General features: G+C 40.7%; 10 protein-coding genes. All 10 read left to right on the forward strand.

Translation table 11 applies throughout. From position 1 onward, the window contains the following. Positions 1 to 15 precede the first annotated feature (15 nt). The 10 genes from AC3FI7_RS02765 to AC3FI7_RS02810 all read left to right on the forward strand — a co-directional run bounded on the left by AC3FI7_RS02765 (position 16) and on the right by AC3FI7_RS02810 (position 20631). Complete coding sequence (locus AC3FI7_RS02765) at positions 16 to 2463, forward strand: glycoside hydrolase family 31 protein (RefSeq protein WP_491461330.1); 2448 nt, start codon at positions 16 to 18, stop codon at positions 2461 to 2463. A gap of 17 nt (positions 2464 to 2480) precedes the next feature. Beyond that, a complete protein-coding gene (locus tag AC3FI7_RS02770; RefSeq protein WP_491461331.1) occupies positions 2481 to 3854 on the forward strand; it encodes a glycoside hydrolase family 43 protein in 1374 nt (457 codons plus the stop codon). A gap of 131 nt (positions 3855 to 3985) precedes the next feature. After that, positions 3986 to 6004 carry an NPCBM/NEW2 domain-containing protein gene (locus AC3FI7_RS02775; RefSeq protein ID WP_491461332.1) on the forward strand — a complete coding sequence of 673 codons (2019 nt, stop codon included), beginning with the start codon at positions 3986 to 3988 and terminating at the stop codon, positions 6002 to 6004. A gap of 13 nt (positions 6005 to 6017) precedes the next feature. Beyond that, positions 6018 to 7424: a glycoside hydrolase family 43 protein gene (locus tag AC3FI7_RS02780; RefSeq protein ID WP_491461333.1), complete on the forward strand. Its 1407-nt coding sequence runs from the start codon at positions 6018 to 6020 to the stop codon at positions 7422 to 7424. Positions 7425 to 7592: 168 nt separating this feature from the next. After that, on the forward strand, positions 7593 to 8969 hold the full coding sequence (locus tag AC3FI7_RS02785; RefSeq protein WP_343658288.1) for a glycoside hydrolase family 43 protein: 1377 nt from the start codon (positions 7593 to 7595) through the stop codon (positions 8967 to 8969). A gap of 2 nt (positions 8970 to 8971) precedes the next feature. After that, positions 8972 to 10909 (forward strand): glycoside hydrolase family 97 protein, encoded by a 1938-nt coding sequence (locus tag AC3FI7_RS02790; protein WP_491461334.1) that lies wholly within the window; start codon positions 8972 to 8974, stop codon positions 10907 to 10909. Positions 10910 to 10934: 25 nt separating this feature from the next. After that, a complete protein-coding gene (locus AC3FI7_RS02795) occupies positions 10935 to 12155 on the forward strand; it encodes an SGNH/GDSL hydrolase family protein (protein WP_491461335.1) in 1221 nt (406 codons plus the stop codon). Between the two features lie 17 nt (positions 12156 to 12172). Next, complete coding sequence (locus tag AC3FI7_RS02800) at positions 12173 to 14695, forward strand: glycosyl hydrolase 115 family protein (protein ID WP_491461336.1); 2523 nt, start codon at positions 12173 to 12175, stop codon at positions 14693 to 14695. 267 nt (positions 14696 to 14962) lie between these two features. Continuing rightward, a complete protein-coding gene (locus tag AC3FI7_RS02805; RefSeq protein ID WP_491461337.1) occupies positions 14963 to 17701 on the forward strand; it encodes a T9SS type A sorting domain-containing protein in 2739 nt (912 codons plus the stop codon). 296 nt (positions 17702 to 17997) lie between these two features. Further along, positions 17998 to 20631, forward strand: a complete 2634-nt coding sequence (locus AC3FI7_RS02810) for a glycoside hydrolase family 3 C-terminal domain-containing protein (RefSeq protein ID WP_491461338.1) — start codon at positions 17998 to 18000, stop codon at positions 20629 to 20631. Positions 20632 to 20636: the final 5 nt, after the last annotated feature.

Raw genomic sequence — 20636 nt, forward strand, 5'->3', positions numbered from 1 at the left:
CAAATCTGAAATAGAATGAGCTTTACAAAGATGAACACCAAAACTTCTATCATTACGGTCATCATGTTTTGCGGAATGGTAAATGTCCGTGCACAGTCTTATCAGAAAACAGAATCTGGATTGAAGTTTTCTGCTGATCATATGAATGTTGAAGTGAAATTTTATGGAGAAAATACGGTTAGGATTATTAAATATCCCGCAGGCAGATTATTTGTCAAAAATAGTTTGTCGGTCATTAAACAGGAGCAGAAAATCAAATTCTCAGTTTCAGAAAAAAATAATGTTATTTCATTAAAAACAAATGACCTCCTGCTTTCTATTAATACTAAAAATGGAGTGATCACTTATACATTACCATCCGGAAAGGAGCTTTTGAAAGAAACCGCAAATGACTTCAAGCCATTCAATGATGCCGGAACGCAGACTTATTCTGTAAGACAGGATTTTCAGCTTGAAAAAGACGAACCTATTTACGGTCTGGGAATTCTGCAAAATGAAAAAATGTCCCAGCGGAATACCGATGTAAAAATGATTCAGAATAATACCTGGGATTTTGTGCCTTTTTTCCAGTCTGTAAAAGGATATGGTGTTTTTTGGGATAATTATTCACCAACACAATTTACGGATACACCTCAGAAAACATCCTTTTCATCAGAAGTGGGAGATGGTATAGATTATTATTTTATCTACGGAAAAAATGCCGATGGAGTAATTGCCGGAATGCGTGATCTTACAGGAAATGTGCCGATGCTTCCTTTATGGACATATGGCTACTGGCAAAGCAAAGAACGTTATAAAAGCCAGGATGAACTGGTGAACGTTGTTAAAAAATACCGTGATCTGAAAGTTCCTCTGGACGGAATCATACAGGATTGGCAATATTGGGGAAATAATTACCAGTGGAATGCCATGGACTTCATTAGTCCCGACTTTCCGGATGCTAAAAAAATGGTACAGGAGATCCATGATATGAATGCCCATCTTTCGGTTTCTATCTGGTCGTCATTCGGGCCAATGACAAGGCAATACCGTGAAATGGATTCAAAGGGAATGCTTTTCAATATCAGTACATGGCCTGAATCAGGCCGTGATGTCTGGCCTCCGGATATGAATTATCCTTCCGGTGTCCGTGTTTATGATGCGTACAATCCTGAAGCCAGAAATATATACTGGAAATACCTGAACAAAGGCATTTTCAGCCTGGGAGTAGATTCCTGGTGGATGGACTCAACAGAACCTGATCATCTCAGCCAGAAAGCGGAAGACCTGGATACTAAAACCTACCTTGGCTCATTCAGAAAAGTAAGAAACGCATATCCGCTGATGACAGTAGGCGGTGTTTACGATCATCAGCGTGAAACCACCGGTGATAAAAGGGTTTTTATTTTAACAAGGTCAGCTTTTGCAGGCCAGCAGCGATATGCAGCCAACACCTGGTCCGGAGATGTCAATTCTTCCTGGGAAACATTGCGCAAACAGGTACCGGCAGGATTGAATTTCAGTCTTACAGGAAATCCGAATTTCAACTCTGACATCGGCGGTTTCTTTGCTGGTACTTACAAAAGAAATGGAGGTTCAAAAAATCCAATGTTCCAGGAACTGTATGTCCGATGGTTGCAGTATGTAACCTTTACACCAATGATGCGCTCGCATGGAACCGATGTTGCGAGGGAAATTTATCAGTTTGGAAATAAAGGAGACATTGTGTATGATGCGATAGAAAAATTCATCAGACTGCGTTACAGTATGTTACCGTATATCTATTCTGTTTCCCATGATGTTTCAAAAAACGGGTCAAGCTTTATGAGAGCCCTTTCCATGGACTTTCCTTCAGACAGAAAAACGTGGGATATGAATAACGAATATCTTTTTGGAAAATCATTGCTGGTGGCGCCGGTTCTCAATGCCCAGTATACTCCTGAAAAGACAGTTAAAACCGATGAAAATGAAGGCTGGAATAAAACCGACAGCAATAAGGATACTTCGGTTTCAAATATAGATTTTACTCAAAACAAAAGCGTGAAAGTTTACCTTCCGGAAGGAACAGATTGGTTTGATTTCTGGACCAATGAAAAATACAGTGGAGGGAAAGAAATTCAGAAATCTGTTAATCTTCAGACTATTCCTTTGTATGTAAAAGCAGGAAGTATCATTCCGTTAGGCCCCGATGTACAATATGCAACGGAGAAAAAATGGGATCATCTTACCATAAAAGTTTATCCGGGCAGCGATACCGATTTCATTGTATACGAAGATGAATTCGATAACTATAATTACGAAAAAGGATTCTATGCAGAAATACCTTTTCACTGGAACGAAAAATCAAAAACACTAACGATAGGTGACCGGAAAGGCAAATACAAAGGAATGATTGAGACAAGGAGTTTCAACCTGATTCTTCCTGATGGTCAGCAGAAAACAGTGGATTATTCCGGGGGAAAAACAGATATCCATTTTAAATAAACTTAAAATATAGGAGTATGAAAAATTTAAGTTTGATATTAGCATTGGGATTTTTCCAGATTTCTTTCGCTCAAAATCCGATTATCCAAACCAAGTATACTGCAGACCCGGCCCCGATGGTTTATAAGGATACGGTTTATCTTTATACGAGCCATGATGAGGACGATGCTTTCGGATTCAAAATGAAAGACTGGTTATTATACACTTCTACAGATATGGTCAACTGGACAGACCACGGTGTAGTGGCTTCGCTCAAAGATTTTAAATGGGTAAATACCGACAACGGTGCCTGGGCACCACAGGTTGTCGAAAGAAACGGTAAATTCTATATGTATTGTCCAATGCCGAACAATATGGGGATTGGTATTTTAGTGGCGGACAGTCCGTATGGTCCTTTCACCGATCCTATTGGCAAGCCTTTGATCAAAAATTCTCTGGATGATATCGATCCCACAGTTTTAATTGATGACGACGGGCAGGCTTATCTGTACTGGGGAAATCCGAATCTTTGGTATGCTAAACTGAATGAAGATATGATATCTCTTGCCGGACCAATCACCAAAGACCCTTCGTTTGCGAAGGTGAAAGACCAGCCAGATCCTTTCAAGTATCAGGAAGGACCTTGGGTTTGGAAAAAAGATAACCGTTATTATATGGCTTACGCATCAAAATGTTGCCCGGAAGGGATTGGTTATGCTATGGCAAAATCACCTACAGGACCCTGGAATTATGGAGGCGTGATTATGGATGGCGACCAGAGATCCAGCGGAAATCATTCCGGTATTATAGATTTCAAAGGCAGATCTTATGTTTTTGGATTCAACCATATGCTTAGGATGCAGACCATGAGCAAGCATTACGAACGCCGGTCTGTCAGTGTTACAGAAATTACCTACAATGCAGATGGAACCATTCAGAAGCTTCCTTTCTGGACTGCGGATGGCGCAAAAAGAGTGGGTACTCTGAATCCTTATAAAAAAGTTGAAGCAGAAACTATGGCTTACAGCGAAGGCCTTAAAACAGAAATGGTCACAGAATGGGAACGCAATCAACCCTATAACAGAGGCAAAAAAATCACAGACCGTATCATCGTTACCTCAATTAACAATGGTGATTATATTAAAATCCAGGGAGTAGATTTTTCCAAAGGCGTAAAATCTTTAGATGTGAATGTTGCATCTCTCTATGGAGGAAAAATAGAAGTACATTCAGATGCTCTTAATGGACCTGTGCTTGGCGTTGTTAACGTTACAGGAAAAGGTGAGGGCGACTTATATAAGACTATTAATACACCTCTGAAAAGTGTAAAGGGAATCCATGATTTATATTTTGTTTTTAAGGGAGAAAAAGACCTTTTCTATTTCGATTGGTGGAAATTTAATGAAAATTAAAGCTGAATTCAGGAATATCAACAGGAATGGGCTTTAGCCCATTTTATAAAGAAAGAAATATGGGTGGCTTTAGCCAAAACTTAAGTCATTTGTTATGAGTTATAATTAATATATCAGTTACAATTTAAAAAATGTTCAGATTTAAACTCTTTATTTTCAGTTTTTTAATTGCCGGATACTGTTTAAATGCGCAGTCAACCGTTTGGTTAGACCAGTTGGATTTGAGCGTTGTAACACAGGGGCACGGAAAACCGGGCATCAATACTTCGGTGGACGGAAAACCTATAACCATTGCAGGCGAAGTTTTCAAAAGGGGCTTTGGAACCCACGCTGAAAGTTCTTTGTTGATTAGATTAAACGGGAATGTCAAAAAATTCTCAGCCTTAGTAGGAATAGATGATGAAATCAAAGGCCAGAATCCCGCTGCCGAATTTGAAATTTACGGTGACAACAAAAAACTTTGGTCAAGCGGGGTCATGAAATTAGGTGATAAAGCAAAGCCTGTTTCCGTTTCGCTGGAAGGTATAAAACAATTAGAATTAGTCGTAACAGACGGTGGAAACGGACCTTATTATGACCACGCCGATTGGGCAGATGCTAAGTTTGAAACAGCAGTCGGCGCAAAACTGACAACATTTAACCCGATTTCGTCAGTACCTTATATTTTGACGCCAAAACCTGCGGCAACTCCAAAAATTAATTCAGCAGGCATTTACGGAGTTCGTCCTGGCTCACCTTTTTTGTTCAGGGTTGCAGCAACGGGTGACAGACCAATGACTTTTAAGGCAAAAAATCTTCCGAAAGGTTTAACAATAGATTCACAGACCGGAATCATCACTGGAAAAATAGATTCTAAAGGAAGTTATGAAGTGACTTTGAATGCTAAAAATGCGAAAGGTTCAGTTTCAAAAAAATTAAAAATAGAAAGCGGAGACAGAATCGCTCTCACACCTACAATGGGCTGGAATAGCTGGAACTGCTTCGGACATGAAGTTTCTGCTGATAAAGTAAAACGTGCAGCAGATGCCCTTATAAAGTCGGGACTAATCAATCACGGATGGAATTATATCAATATCGATGATTCCTGGCAGTATAACAGAGATGGAAAAGACCCTTCATTCCAGGGAAAAATGCGTGATGAAAACGGTTATATCCTGACCAATTCCAAATTTCCTGATATGAAAGGCCTTGCAGACTACATGCATAACAATGGCCTGAAAATGGGAATTTATTCTTCCCCCGGTCCATGGACCTGTGGCGGATGTGCCGGAAGCTACGGTTACGAAAAACAGGATGCTGAAAGCTATACCAAATGGGGCGTTGATTACCTGAAATATGACTGGTGCAGTTATGGCGGAGTGATTGACGGGCTGCTGGATAATGATCCCAATAAAGTTCCTTCTCTTGCTTTTGAAGGTGGTGGGGATCCGGATAAAGGCGTGAAACCATTCAAACTGATGGGAAGTCTTTTGAAACAGCAGCCGAGAGACATCGTGTATAACCTCTGCCAATACGGAATGGGTGATGTATGGAAGTGGGGTGATGAGGTCAGTGCACAATCCTGGCGTACCACCAACGATATTACAGATACCTGGTCAAGCGTAAAGAATATTGCCCTTGCTCAGGACAAGGCAGCTCCTTTTGCGAAACCCGGAAACTGGAACGATCCGGATATGCTGGTTGTTGGCGTTGTCGGCTGGGGAAATCCACATCAGAGCCGGTTGAAGCCTGATGAACAGTATCTTCATATGAGTCTGTGGAGTATTTTTTCAGCCCCGTTGCTGATTGGCTGTGACCTTGAGAAACTGGATGATTTCACTTTAAACCTTCTGACGAATGATGAGGTTATTGCCGTCAATCAGGATACTTTGGGAAAACAGGGTGTTTGTTTGCAGACCATTGGTGAGCTCAGAATTTATGTCAAAGATTTGGAGGACGGAAGCAAAGCTGTGGCTTTTGCCAATTTCGGAAGAGAAAAAGTGACGCTACCCTATAAAGATTTCAAAAAATTAGGGATTTCAGGTGTTCAGACGGTTCGTGACCTTTGGAGACAGAAGGATATTGCAGAAATCAATACGGACAAAAAAGGTCTTTCATTGGACATTCCGGCACATGGTGTTGCCTATTATAAATTCATTTCACTCAAATAAATAAGATTAAGATATGAATCAACGAAACTTAAAATATATCACACTTTCTTTTCTGTTGGCAGGGATTGGTATTTCTGCGCAGAATCCGGTTATTCAGACCTGTTTTACACCAGATCCTGCTCCCATGGTCTATAAGGGGAAAATGTATATTTATACAGGGGATGATCAGCCGGGATTTGATTTTTATACGATGACCAAATGGCGGGTGTATTCCACGGAAGATATGGTCAATTATACAGACCATGGTTCGCCTATTTCTTTAGAGTCTTTCAGCTGGGCGCGGGACAGAGCCTGGGCAGCACAGTGTATTGAAAGAAACGGTAAATTCTACTGGTATATCTGTGTACAGACCGTTGACAACAATATGGCTATTGGGGTTGCGGTGTCTGACAGTCCTACCAGGCCTTTCAGAGATGCTTTGGGAAAACCTCTGATTTCAACCGGAACCTGGGATAATATTGACCCGACAGTTTTTATAGATGATGACGGACAGGCTTATCTGTATTGGGGAAACAGTAAATTATTTTATGTGAAGCTCAATAAAGATATGACTTCCTATCAGGGGAAAATCACAGAAATTCCACAATCGGTGGAAGCTTTCGGCGGGCTGAGACGTCCCGGGAAAAGTGATGAGGTTCTGCAAAAGCAGGAAAAATTTGATGATGTATATGTAGAAGGACCATGGCTTTACAAGCGAAACAATCAATATTATATGATGTATGCCGGAATGACCGGAAGAACAGAATGTTTATCCTATTCAACCAGCCCATCGCCAACCGGGCCGTGGAAATATCAGGGGAAAATAATGACCGACCAGCCTACTAACAGCTTTACCAACCATGGCGGAATTATCGATTTCAAAGGAAAGTCCTACCTGTTTTACCATACCGGACTATTGTCGGCCGGAGGAAGCTACGGACGCTCAACTGCTGTAGAAGAATTCAGATATAATGCTGACGGGACTATTCCGAAGATCACCATGACCAAAGAAGGTGTTGCTCCGGCTGGAACCTTAAATCCATATCAGAGAACCGAAGCCGAAACTATGGCATGGTCGGAAAAATGCAGCACTTCCGAAAACAGAAAAACCGGAGTGTATGTCTCCGATGCCAGAGCAGGAGGGTATATCAGGGTCCGTTCGGTAGATTTTGAAAAGGGAACTTCAGGATTTTCAGCTTCCGTTGCCGCAGGAATTGATGGTGGAATTCTGGAAGTTCATCTGGATGATGTTAAAGGGCCGAAAATAGCCGAGATTGAAATTCCGAGAACCGGTGGTTGGGAAGAGTTCAAAACCCTGACCTCAAAAATTTCAGAATCTGTTTCCGGTGTTCATGATGTATACTTTGTGTTCCAGGGGAAAAATATTACGGCAGGAAGAAAGTTATTTAATTTCGATTACTGGAGCTTTCAGAAAAAATAAGATAAAAATTCCCCTCCTTTGGAGGGGTGTCAAAAAATCGAAGATTTTTTGACGGGGTGGTTAAAATGGCTATAACAATATGAGAAACCAAATTTCGAAAACCTTAATAATTCAACCATTTAGCTCCTACAGGCAATAGCAGCCTTAGTGCTCAAATAAAAGTTAAATATGAAAAAAACAATAAAGGCAATACTTAATCTCTGTTTAACAGGATATTCGGGAATATTATTTTCTCAGAACCCTATTATTCAGACCAATTATACTGCAGACCCGGCACCCATGGTGTACAATGACAGACTGTACGTGTACACCACACACGATGAGGATGATTCTACCTGGTTTACCATGAACGACTGGAAAGTGTATTCCACCAATGATATGGTCAACTGGACAGATCACGGAACAATTCTCTCGTATAAAGATTTCGACTGGGCAAAACGCGATGCCTGGGCCGCACAATGTGTAGAAAGAAACGGAAAGTTTTTTTTATACGTTCCGATGTGGTCCAAAACCAATAACAAAGGCGCTATAGGGGTTGCCGTTAGCGACAGTCCGTTTGGACCTTTTCATGATCCGCTGGGAAAACCTCTTGTTCAGAGCGAATGGGGAGATATTGATCCCACCGTTTTTGTGGATGATGACGGACAGGCTCATATGTATTGGGGAAATCCTAAATTAAAATACGTAAAGCTGAATGAAGATATGATCTCCTATTCCGGAAATATTACAGAAGTTCCGATGACCGAAGAATCATTTGGAAAAAGGGATGGAAAGCCTAATCCGGAAAGACCCACAAAATACGAGGAAGGCCCGTGGCTGTACAAAAGGAAAAACCTGTATTATCTTTTCTGGCCGGGTGGTCCGCTTCCTGAATTCATAGGATATTCTACAGGGAAAACAGCACAGGGACCCTGGAAATATGGAGGAATTGTAATGCCTACTGAAGGGAAGTCATTCACCAATCATCCCGGTGTTATTGATTTCCGGGGGAAAACGTATTTCTTTTATCACAATGGTGCATTACCGGGCGGAAGCGGTTTTACAAGATCGGTAAGTCTGGAAGAGCTTACATTCAATAAAGACGGTTCCATCTCACCATTTAAAATGACCAACGGAATTACAAAAGCTATCGCAACCGTTAATCCTTATTCATTCAATCAGGCAGAAATGATTGCCTGGTCGGAAAATGTAAAATCCTATCAGAATAAAGAGGCTGGTGTTTTCATCAAAGCAAAGAAAAATGGGGCTTATAGCAGTGTAAAGAATGTAGATTTCCGGAAAAAAGGAGCTGCTGCCTTCTCTGCAAGAGTAGGAACGACCCATAACAGTGACGTCACAATGACCGTTCATCTGGATGCTGTGAACGGCCCCGTTGCCGCAACGGTAAAGGTTCCGCTGACGGGTGGAGATGACCGTTGGGAAACCGTAAAAGTTCAGCTTACTGAAAAAATTACCGGTATTCATGATCTGTACTTTGTATTCAATGGAAAAGCCTCAACAGATATTATGTATTTCGATTACTGGACCTTTCTTGAAAATAATTAATTATGAGAAAAAAAGTTTTATATATCGTATTCAGCCTGTTTCTGATCAGCAAAGGTTTTGCACAGGTAGCAGAGATTTCAAGTCCGGACGGGCATCTGAAGCTTCAGGTTTTTTCAGAAGAGGGAAAAGCATCGTATAATGTTATCCTTCTGGGAAAAGCAATGCTTGAAAAATCCCCGCTGGGCCTGGTAACCAATGAGTCCGATTTTTCAAAAGATCTGAAATTTATGGACAGCAAAAAGGATATTGTTTCTAAGAAATATACGAACGAAAAAATCAAAAAATCTGAGATTGATTATAAGGCCAATAATTTATTCGTTAACTTCAGTAATGCAGACCAGCATCAGATAGGCATTGAATTTCAGGTGAGCAACAACAATATTGCTTTCCGCTACAATATTCCACCGATGAAAGAACGGCTGAGTGTTGTGATACAGTCAGAATCCACAGGGTACAGATTTTCGTCACAGACTACTACTTTTCTTTCACCTATGATGAAGCCGATGACGGGATTTGCCCGTACAGCGCCAAGTTATGAAAGTGGCTATAAAGCTGATGCTGAACTGGGAATATCATCCGATTATGGATACGTTTTCCCTGGTCTTTTCCATATCGGAAATGAAGGCTGGGTATTACTTTCCGAGACTGGAGTGAACAGTACATATTGTGCTTCACACCTTGAAACCACAGCAGAAAAAAGCCTTTACAAAGTAGCCTATCCAAATATCGCGGAAAACAATGGTTTCGGAAGTACCGGAGCAGCTATTTCTCTTCCCGGAAAGACACCGTGGAGAACAATTACAGTGGGAAGTTCTCTGAAACCTATCGTAGAAACTACCATTCCTTTTGATGTCGTAGATCCGATGTATGAGCCTTCACAGGATTATCAGTTCGGAAAATCTACCTGGAGCTGGATTCTTTGGCAGGACAAAAGTATGAATTATGATGATCAGGTGAAATTCATAGACCTTGCTGCTGCGTTGAAATATCAGTTTATTCTTATAGATGCGCTTTGGGATAAAAATATAGGTGAAGATCGCATGAAAGAGCTTATTCAATATGCAAAATCGAAAAACGTGGGAGTATTACTTTGGTACAATTCCAATGGGGCAGCCAATGACGCACCGATGGGACCGAGAAACAAAATGAGCTCATCCATTGAACGGAAAAAAGAAATGAAATGGCTGAAAGAGACAGGCGTAAAAGGACTGAAAGTGGATTTCTTCGGAGGAGACAAACAGGAAACCATGCGTCTGTACGAAGATATTCTTTCCGACGCCAATGATTTTGGATTAACCATTATTTTCCATGGAGCCACTGTCCCGAGAGGCTGGGAAGTGATGTACCCGAATTATGCAGGAAGCGAAGCTGTTCTTGCTTCGGAAATGCTTTATTTCTCAGAAGATGTACGGAAACAGGAAGCTTTTTTTGCCACACTTCATCCTTTCATCAGAAACACAGTGGGAAGTATGGAATTCGGAGGTACTTTCCTCAATAAATATTTAACAGAATCCAACAGAGACAAAAATAAAAGGCATACCACAGATGGCTTTCAGCTGGCTACAGCAGTCCTGTTTCAGAATCCCGTTCAGATGTTTGGTGTAATGCCAAATAACCTGACCGATGCTCCGGAATTTCAGCTCAGCTTCATGAAAGAAGTTCCGACACTTTGGGATGAGACAGTTTTCATAGACGGCTATCCCGGGAAATATGCCGTGGTTGCGAGAAGACATGCGGATCGATGGTATGTGGCAGGGGTAAATGCCGAAAAGCAATCCCAAAAACTGAAAATAAAACTTCCGATGTTCGCCGGGAAAAACTTGCAACTTATCAATGATGATGCAAAAGGAAATACATCAGAGAAAGAAGCGAAAGTAAATGCAAAAGGCGACTTTACAATTGAAATTCAGCCGAACGGAGGATTTGTAATAAGAAATTAGAGATTAATATAATAAAACAGGAAAAATGCGCTTCAAAAACTTATATATCTTTATCATTTCGGGATTTTTGGTTTCCTGCTCTTCCTCACAGAGTCTGGAAAAGCAGTCTTCCAAAGACCAGTGGCTCACTACCTGGGCAACAGCTCCCCAATTGGTGGAACCTAAAAACCTTGCGCCGGAACCAGGGCTTTCGGGGAACACCCTGCGTCAGATTGTGCGTGTATCTGTGGGTGGGAAAAAACTGCGGCTACGTTTCTCCAACAAATATTCCATGGATAGCCTGGAGGTAAAAGCCGTTTCTATTGCCGTGCCGTCCGATAGCAGTAATGTGGATGCAACCAGCATCAGATCATTAACGTTTGAGAAGAAAAATAGTTTTAAAATTGCTCCCGGATCCGATATTTATTCTGATGAAGTGAACTTTAACCTGAAGCCTAATTCGTTACTGGCTATTACAATTTCCTATACAAAAGTAACCCAATCTGTCACCGGACATCCGGGGTCAAGAACAACCTCTTTTATTGTTAAAGGTGAGCAGGCCAATGCTGCAGTATTTAAAAATCCTGTAAAAACAGATCATTGGTATTCGCTTTTTAACATCGATGTAAAGACCGGTGAACCTTCGTATGCGGTGGCTATTATGGGGAATTCCATTACAGATGGAAGAGGATCGGGAACCAACAGACAGAATCGCTGGCCGGATATTTTTTCTCAGCGGTTATTGGCTAATCCTTCTAACAGGAATATAAGTGTCCTTAATTTCGGGATTGGTGGGAATTGTGTAGTGCGTGGTGGTTTGGGTCCTACAGCATTAGACCGTTTCGATTATAACATCCTCAATCAGCAGGGCGTAAAATGGCTGATCATTCTGGAAGGAGTGAATGATCTGGGAGGAACAAGAGATCCTGATGACGCTTCCAAAAGAACAGAAGAACTGATTGCTGCTTACCAGGTGATGATTGATAAGGCACATGCTAACGGAATCAAAGTGTATGGAGCAACGATTCTTCCTTTTGCAAAGTCGTTCTACGACAAACCTTTCCGTATCGAGGCCTGGAAAAAAGTAAACGACTGGATCAGGAACAGCGGGAAGTTTGATGCCGTCATCGATTTTGCAAAACAAATGCAAAGTGAAAATCCTGAAGTCATCTTAAACGATATGCACGATCATGATTTCCTTCACCCCAATGAAGCGGGCTACAGGAGAATGGGAGAATTTGTGGATCTGAACTTATTTAAAAATTAAAATCAAAAAGATATAGTATGAATTTTACAAAAAACATTTCGCTGTTTCTTACGTTGTTGTTTATATTTTTTGTAAAAGCAACCGAACCATTTATTTCTTTTGCTAAGACAGAAAATTCGATGGTATTGAAAGAGCGCAATTCAGGTTTGATGCTTTTTTCAGACAGTGATTCGGATAAAGGAATTCTGCGGGCCGTTGCGAACCTTCAATCTGATTTTCAAAAAGTAACCGGTGTTCAGCCTCATCTTATTTCCCAAAACTCTGGCTTGAACGGAATGATCATCATTATTGGTGAAGCAGGTAAAAGCAAGACCATTGATAATTTAATTCGTCAAAAAAAGCTGGATGGAAAAGCATTAACAGGGAAAAGGGAAAAATATATCATTCAGAATGTCAGTAATCCATTTCCAGGCGTTTCTGAAGCCATTGTGATTGCAGGAAGTGATAAAAGGGGAACGATTTTCGGGATTTATGAAATGTCTCAGCAGATAGGTGTTTCACCATGGTATTATTGGGCTGACGTTCCGGTTGAGAAAAAAGATAATGTATACTTTAAAAAAGGAATATATACTGATGGTGAGCCTGCTGTAGAGTATCGCGGTATTTTCCTTAACGATGAAGAACCTTCATTGGGAGGCTGGGCAAGAGCAACTTTTGGCGGAGTTAATTCTAAATTTTACGAAAAAGTTTTTGAACTGATTCTGCGCCTTAAAGGAAACTATATCTGGCCGGCAATGTGGGGGAAGGCATTCTATGACGATGATCCTCTGAGCGGACCGTTAGCCAATGAAATGGGTATTGTCATGGGAACTTCCCACCATGAGCCTATGGCTTTGGCACAAACCGACTGGCACAGGTATATCAAAAAAAATAACCTCCCTAATGTCTGGGATTATGCTAAAAATGCGGAAGTTTTACAGAAATTCTGGAAATCCGGACTCGAGAGAAGCAAAAACTGGGAAAAACTCGTAACAGTAGGAATGCGGGGTGATGGTGACGAAGCAATGGGAGAGGGAACCAATATTGCCCTGCTCGAGAAAATTGTAAAAGATCAGCGTAAAATCATCGCAGATGTTACCGGAAAGAAATCGGAGAAAACACCTCAGGTCTGGGCATTGTATAAAGAAGTTCAGGACTATTATGATAAAGGAATGCGGGTTCCGGATGATGTGATCCTGCTGTTCTGTGATGATAACTGGGGAAATGTAAGAAAGCTTCCGGACCTTTCAAAACCTTTGCATAAAGGCGGCTATGGAATCTATTACCATTTTGATTATGTAGGAGGTCCGAGAAATTCCAAATGGATCAACATAAGCCCCATCCAGAGAGTCTGGGAACAGATGAACCTTTCCTATGAACATAAAGTAGATAAGCTTTGGGTCGTGAATGTAGGAGATTTAAAACCCATGGAGTTTCCGATCAGTTTTTTCCTGGAAATGGCCTGGAATCCGAAGCAGTTTAATGCTAAAAACCTTTTGGAATATACTGAGAAATGGGCTGCTCAGCAGTTTGGAGAAAAACACGCCAAAGAAATTGCCAGGATGATTAATCTGTATTCCAAATACAACAGAAGAGTAACTCCTGAAACCCTTGACAGTAAAACGTACAGCCTTGAAAATTACCATGAATTTGAAACGGTTTTAAATGATTACAGAGCATTGGCCGTAGACGCCTTACGTTTAAAAGAGCAGATTCCTGCAGAATATCAGGATGCGTATTATCAGTTGGTTTTGTACCCAATTGATGCATGCAGTAATTTATACGAAATGTACTATGCGGTGGCAAAAAACAGGGAACTGGCAGCAAAAAAAGATCCTGAAGCCAATTTCTACGCAGATAAAGTGAAGACATGTTTTGAAAGAAACGCTTATCTGGATAATCAATACAATAATGTGATTGCCGGAGGAAAATGGAAGCATATGATGGATCAGATGAGGATAGGATATAAAAGTTGGGCAGACGGAAAAGAAAATATAATGCCTGAAGTGACCTATATTTCTGACGCTGAGGTTCCCAAAGAAAAGGTATTTCAGGAGAAAAACGGCTATGTTTCCATTGAAGCAGAAAATTTTGCAAGAATGAGCAATTCTGACCGAATCCATTGGGAAGTGATTCCTGATTTCGGAAAAACAAAATCCGGTGTGACAACTTTTCCACAGGATTTATATCCAAAAAGCGATGAAAATATCTGGCTTGAATATGATGTCAATTTTGAATCAAAAGGGGAGTTTGAAGTCCAGTTATTATTAGCACCGACTTTAAATTTTAATCATAATAAAGGATTGCGTTACGAAATTTCTTTTGACAACGAAACTCCGCAAATTGTCAACTTCAACGGCCATTATAAAGGAGAATTGGGAAGATGGCAGTCCGAACATATTATTAAATCTATTACAAAGCATTCGGTTCAGCAGGCTGGAAAGCACATGTTACGTTTCAGAGTGCTGGAACCCGGCATAGTTCTGGAAAAACTCCTGATCAATACAGGAGGTTTAAAACCTTCATACCTTGGGGCTCCCGAAAGCGAAATGCTTCACTGAGTGACCAATACTCATCACAAACAACACTTTAATTATGAAACACTAATCTTAATTCACATTCCAATCTGAAATACAGTTCCCTGACAGAGAATGAAGAGAAAGAATGGCGGATGATTTTGTAAGCAACTTTATTTAGCAGATCGCTGCCTGATACTATTCAGGGTATTTTCCTGACGGTTTTGAAAATAAACTGTCTTGATGGGGAATCTATTGCCCTTACATTAATTGTTGATAATCAAAATCACGACTATCTAAAACTAAACCATTATGAAAAAACTTTTAAATCTTCTCAGCATTCATTCTATATGTTTGTTTTTCAGCTGTCTGGCGTATGGGCAGCTTACTACTGTAAAAATTGATAAGAACACATCTTATCAGAAAATAAAAGGGTTCGGTGGATTTGTCTGCAGTCCTCAGTTTGCTTATAATCATATGTCTACATCAGAGATTCAGACGCTTTGGGGAGCTTCCAGTGAAGGTGGGTATAATATTATGAGATTGTATATTCCCGAGAACAGCAGCAACTGGAGTTCTGTATTAGCTACAGCACAACTCGCCAAATCTATGGGACTTACCATTTTTGCTTCGCCCTGGACCATGCCCGCAGCCTGGAAAACCAATAACCATGTCAATGCTGTTTATACTGACGCTAACGGAGTACAACAGATCGGATATTTAAAGCCGGAAAATTATCAGGATTATGCGCTTTATCTTAACAGCTTTGTTACCTATCTCCAGAACAATGGAGTAGATCTTGATTATATCTCCATTCAAAATGAACCGGATGAAATGGCACAGTATCAGGGATGCATCTGGACTCCTGCGCAAATTACTACCTTCATCAAGAATTACGGACAGCTTATCAATTGTAAAGTGATTGCCCCGGAAAGTGTAGGATTTACAGATAATTTTGCCAGTGCTTTGCTGGATCCTTCGGCAATGGCCAATTTTGAAGTGTATGGCGGGCATCAATACGGGCTTATGCAGTCTACCTACAAACAGTTCCAGAATTACAACAAAGAAATCTGGCAGACAGAATATCTGATCAACTGGAATTCTTCATCCACCCAGCCTGCCCGTGACTTCAGCTGGAATACAGATGCATTTACCTTTGCCAGCAGTGTCAACAATGCATTATTAGGTAATGTCAATGCGTGGATTCATTATTCTGCCAAACGCTATTATGGCTTAATGGGTGACGGAACTTACGGAACTCCCGCAGGTGTAATGACCAAAAGGGGCTATATCCTTTCACATTATGCCAAATATACAACAGGAAAAACGAGAATAGAAGCCAAATGGGATGATAAAACCGGGGCTTTACAAGGGTCTTCCTATATTTCCCAGGATGGGAATCAGGTGGTTCTTATGGTCATCAACTCTTCTCAGAATGCTTATAGCCTGAAGGTTGATCTGCCTTTTTATACGACTTCAGGAACAAAAGTACTGACCAATACGCAATCCAATATGGTGAGTACACCTATCACTATGAGTACGGCAACATTCCGTCCTACTGCTGATATCAGTCCCTCCAGTGTTATGACTTTCGTTTTTAATAAAAGCGGAGACAGACCTGCTTCTCTCATGACAGGCGGAGATATTCATTATAATAAAATTGAAACACAAACGGTTACCAGTACAGCTTTTGGGACAGGATTCAATATCAGCAATACAACAGTGACGTTCTCCAATCCAAGTCCTCTTATCAGTAATAATATGACTGCGGCTAACGGATATCTTCAGCTTAATGACAGGTACAATAAGCTGATCCTGCATGTAAACAGCTATACAACAGCGGGACAAAGCTATTCAGACAATACGACTTTATATTACATCAACAGTCAGGGCGTAACGAAATCATATAATTACGGCAAGATTAATTTTCCGCAGGGAGGAAACTTCGATATCACCTTAGATATTTCAAGACAGGTGCTTACAGACGGATGCAAAGGAATTTTAGGATTGAGAAATTCCAATTACAGCTCTGTGCTTACGATTAATCTGGGAGATGTTTATTTCAATGTAGGAAATGAAATTGCTTCTAAATTCGGAGGAACCTACTCAGCAAGCGATAGCTATCTGATGGATGCCCTGGAAAACGGCTATTATACTTCTGTAGACTTCAGAAATGCATCAGGAGTTACATCCTCCAACAACTGGCAGCCTATGAGTGCTAACTCTAACAGCATTTATTATGTGAATTCAAACGTAAGTTCATCTGCCAATAATGTGATCTCCGGTACTACATGTTCAAATCTTGTCCTTTCCGGTCAGGGTATGGATTTTCAGGTGCCGTTTAACTTCACAGCCAATACAGCTTCTTACAGCCGTACATTTAATGGTTACGATGTCCTGATCTTGCCATTCCAGGCTAATATACCTTCCGGAGTTACTGCTTATCTGATGTCTCCGGATGCAGGTAATATCAATTGTACTGCAATTTCAAACGGGATCATTCCTGCAAATACTCCGGTAATCATCAATGCTACAGGAAATATTACTTTCAACGGCTCAGGAAATGTTTCCACACCTAAAGCAATCACTGTGAATCAGATGAACGGGGTTTATCAGAGCATCAAAGTTCCGGCGAATGCTTATGTGCTGAAAACAGAAAACGGAGTAACAGGCTTCTATAAAGTAACTGCAGGAAGCGAACCTGCAATAGGATCTTTCAAAGCATATCTTACAGAAGAAAATACTTATTCTGCCAACGTTCTTCCTTTAAACTTCGGATCGTTAAGCACCAGAAATATTTCTGCTGAAGCTAAAAAAGAGGATGTAAAAATATATCCTAATCCGGTAAAAGCAGACCTTTTCATTGATTCTGATTTGTCAGAAGCAGCTGCCACCATTTTTGACGGAAGAGGAAGTGTCATCAGATCCGGATTGAAAATAAATCCAGGAAAAAACCATATTAACGTGGGAGATTTCCCGGCTGGTATTTACTTTATTGAGGTTACTCAAAAAAATAATACAGTCGTAAAACAAAAATTTATCAAAGAGTAAATTGAATCCAAAGCCATCATGAGCACTGTTTATGGTGGCTTTATTTTTTACAACTTAATGGATGAAAACGAAAAGTAAGTGGGATTTATCACTAATTTAAGTGTGTTATTTACATTTATTTAAAATAGAACGTTATATTTGTTTTTTAGTCATTGCTGCTCAATGATGCCGGAAATTTGTATAAAATAAGAATGAAAACATAATTATCCGTGAAAATCTGTGAAATAAGTGGTTTGAAAATGATTAATCACAAAATCAACAGTCATTTTCCGGACTTTATTGAAACCGTACTACCTATGAAAAGAATTGTATTAATCCTATGTGCAACACTGACAGCACCTTTATTTATTGCCCAGAGCCATTATAAATATCCATTCAGAAACCCGGAGCTTCCGGTTAATGAAAGAATAGAGAACCTTCTTTCTTTATTGACCACAGAAGAAAAGATAGGAATGATGATGGATAATTCCCAGGCAGTTCCCCGTCTGGAAATTCCTGCCTACGGATGGTGGAATGAAGCACTTCACGGGGTAGCAAGAGCAGGTACAGCCACTGTTTTTCCTCAGGCAATCGGGATGGCGGCCACATGGGATGTTCCGGAGCATTTTAAAACTTTTGAAATGATTTCTGATGAAGCACGGGCAAAATACAACAGATCTTTTGATGAGGCTCTGAAAACAGGGCGGTACGAAGGACTGACCTTCTGGACACCCAATATCAATATTTTTCGTGACCCAAGATGGGGAAGAGGCCAGGAAACCTATGGTGAAGACCCTTATCTGACCTCTGTTCTGGGCGTTGCAGCAGTAAAAGGCCTGCAGGGAAACGATCCGAAATTTTTTAAAACCCACGCCTGTGCCAAACATTTTGCAGTACACAGCGGACCGGAATGGAACCGCCACTCTTATAACGCAGAAATATCAAAAAGAGATCTGTATGAGACGTACCTTCCCGCTTTCAAAGCATTGGTTCAGGAAGGGAATGTAAGAGAAGTAATGTGTGCCTACAATGCTTTTGACGGGCAGCCATGTTGTGCAAACAATACTTTACTTACTGAAATTCTCCGTGGAAAATGGAAGTATGACGGAATGGTGGTCTCAGACTGCTGGGCACTGGCCGATTTTTTTCAGAAAAAATACCATGGCACTCATCCTGACGAAAAAACAACCGCAGCAGATGCCCTGAAACATTCCACGGATCTGGAATGCGGAGATACCTATAACAATCTGAATAAATCTCTGGCAAGCGGACTGATTACCGAAAAAGATATTGATGAGTCGATGCGCAGAATCCTGAAAGGGTGGTTTGAGCTGGGAATGCTTGATCCGAAATCTTCCGTTCACTGGAATACCATTCCTTATTCTGTAGTCGATTCTGAAGATCATAAAAAGCAGGCACTGAAAATGGCACAAAAATCAATAGTGCTGATGAAAAACGAAAAGAATATTCTGCCTCTCAGCAGAAGTATTAAAAAAATTGCCGTTGTAGGACCAAATGCTGATGACGGATTGATGCAGCTGGGAAACTATAACGGAACGCCTTCTTCCATTGTAACGATTTTAGAAGGAATCAAAACCAAATTCCCGAATGCTGAAATTATCTACGAAAAAGGAAGCGAAGTAACAGATCCTTCTTCCAGAACGTCATTATACCAGAATTTTATCAGTCAGAAAAACGGCGCAAAAGGAATGAAAGTAGAGTTTTTCAATAATAATGAATTCAAAGGGCAGCCGGCCAATACTTCCGTAAATTCTACTGCCATCAGCTATAACAGCTTTGGAGGAACCCAGCTTGCACCCAATGTAGGAAGAGAAAATACCTCAGCCATCATTTCAGGGATTTTCAAAAGTACCTACACAGGAGAGGTCGTGTTTTCTGCTTCCACTTCCGATATCTATACTCTTTTCGTGGACGGAAAAGAAATCGCAACAAGAAAAGGACCTGATGCAAGACATCCTTCAGAGTTTCCTGTAAAAATGGAAAAAGGAAAAGAATACCAGATAGAACTGCGTCATACACAAAAAGGAAAATATGTAAGCATCAGCTTTGAAGTCTACAGAAAAGACCCTGTTAATTTTGCTTCGGTGAGGGAAAAGGTGAAAAATGCAGACGTCATTGTCTTTGCAGGCGGACTTTCTCCAAGTCTGGAAGGTGAAGAAATGATGGTGAATGCAGAAGGCTTCAAAGGAGGTGACAAAACTTCGATTGCCCTTCCTAAAGTCCAGAGGGACCTGTTGGCGGAGCTTAGAAAAACCGGAAAACCTGTTGTTTTTGTTCTTTGTACCGGAAGTGCTCTGGGATTGGAACAGGATGAGAAAAATTATGATGCCCTGTTGAACGCCTGGTATGGCGGACAGTCCGGAGGAACGGCTGTAGCAGATGTTTTGGCAGGGGATTATAATCCTTCGGGAAAATTACCCATTACTTTTTATAAAAACCTTGAACAGCTGGATAACGCTCTTTCAAAGACAGGCAAGCATGAGGGATTTGAAAATTATGATATGCAGGGGAGAACCTACCGTTATATGACGGAAAAACCTCTTTATCCTTTCGGGTATGGCCTGAGCTATTCAAAATTTGTTTACGGAGATTCAAAACTGAGCAAAAATACGATCAGTACCAACGAAAATGTGACGATCACAATTCCGGTAACCAATATTTCAGAAAGGGATGGTGAAGAAGTTGTCCAGGTCTATATCAAAAGAATTAATGATACCCAGGCACCTGTAAAAACATTAAGAGCTTTTGAAAGAATTTTAATCAAATCTAAAGAAACAAAAAATATTCAGCTGACCCTCTCCAAAGACTCATTTGCGTTCTACGATGAAAAAGCAGATGATCTGGTTTCAAAACCTGGCGACTATACCATTTTTTATGGCGGAACTTCTGATGATGCGGGGTTAAAAAGTATTCCGCTAAAAGTAAAATAAAAATT

The sequence above is a fragment of the Chryseobacterium sp. TQ-BC-N36 genome, from assembly GCF_058382295.1.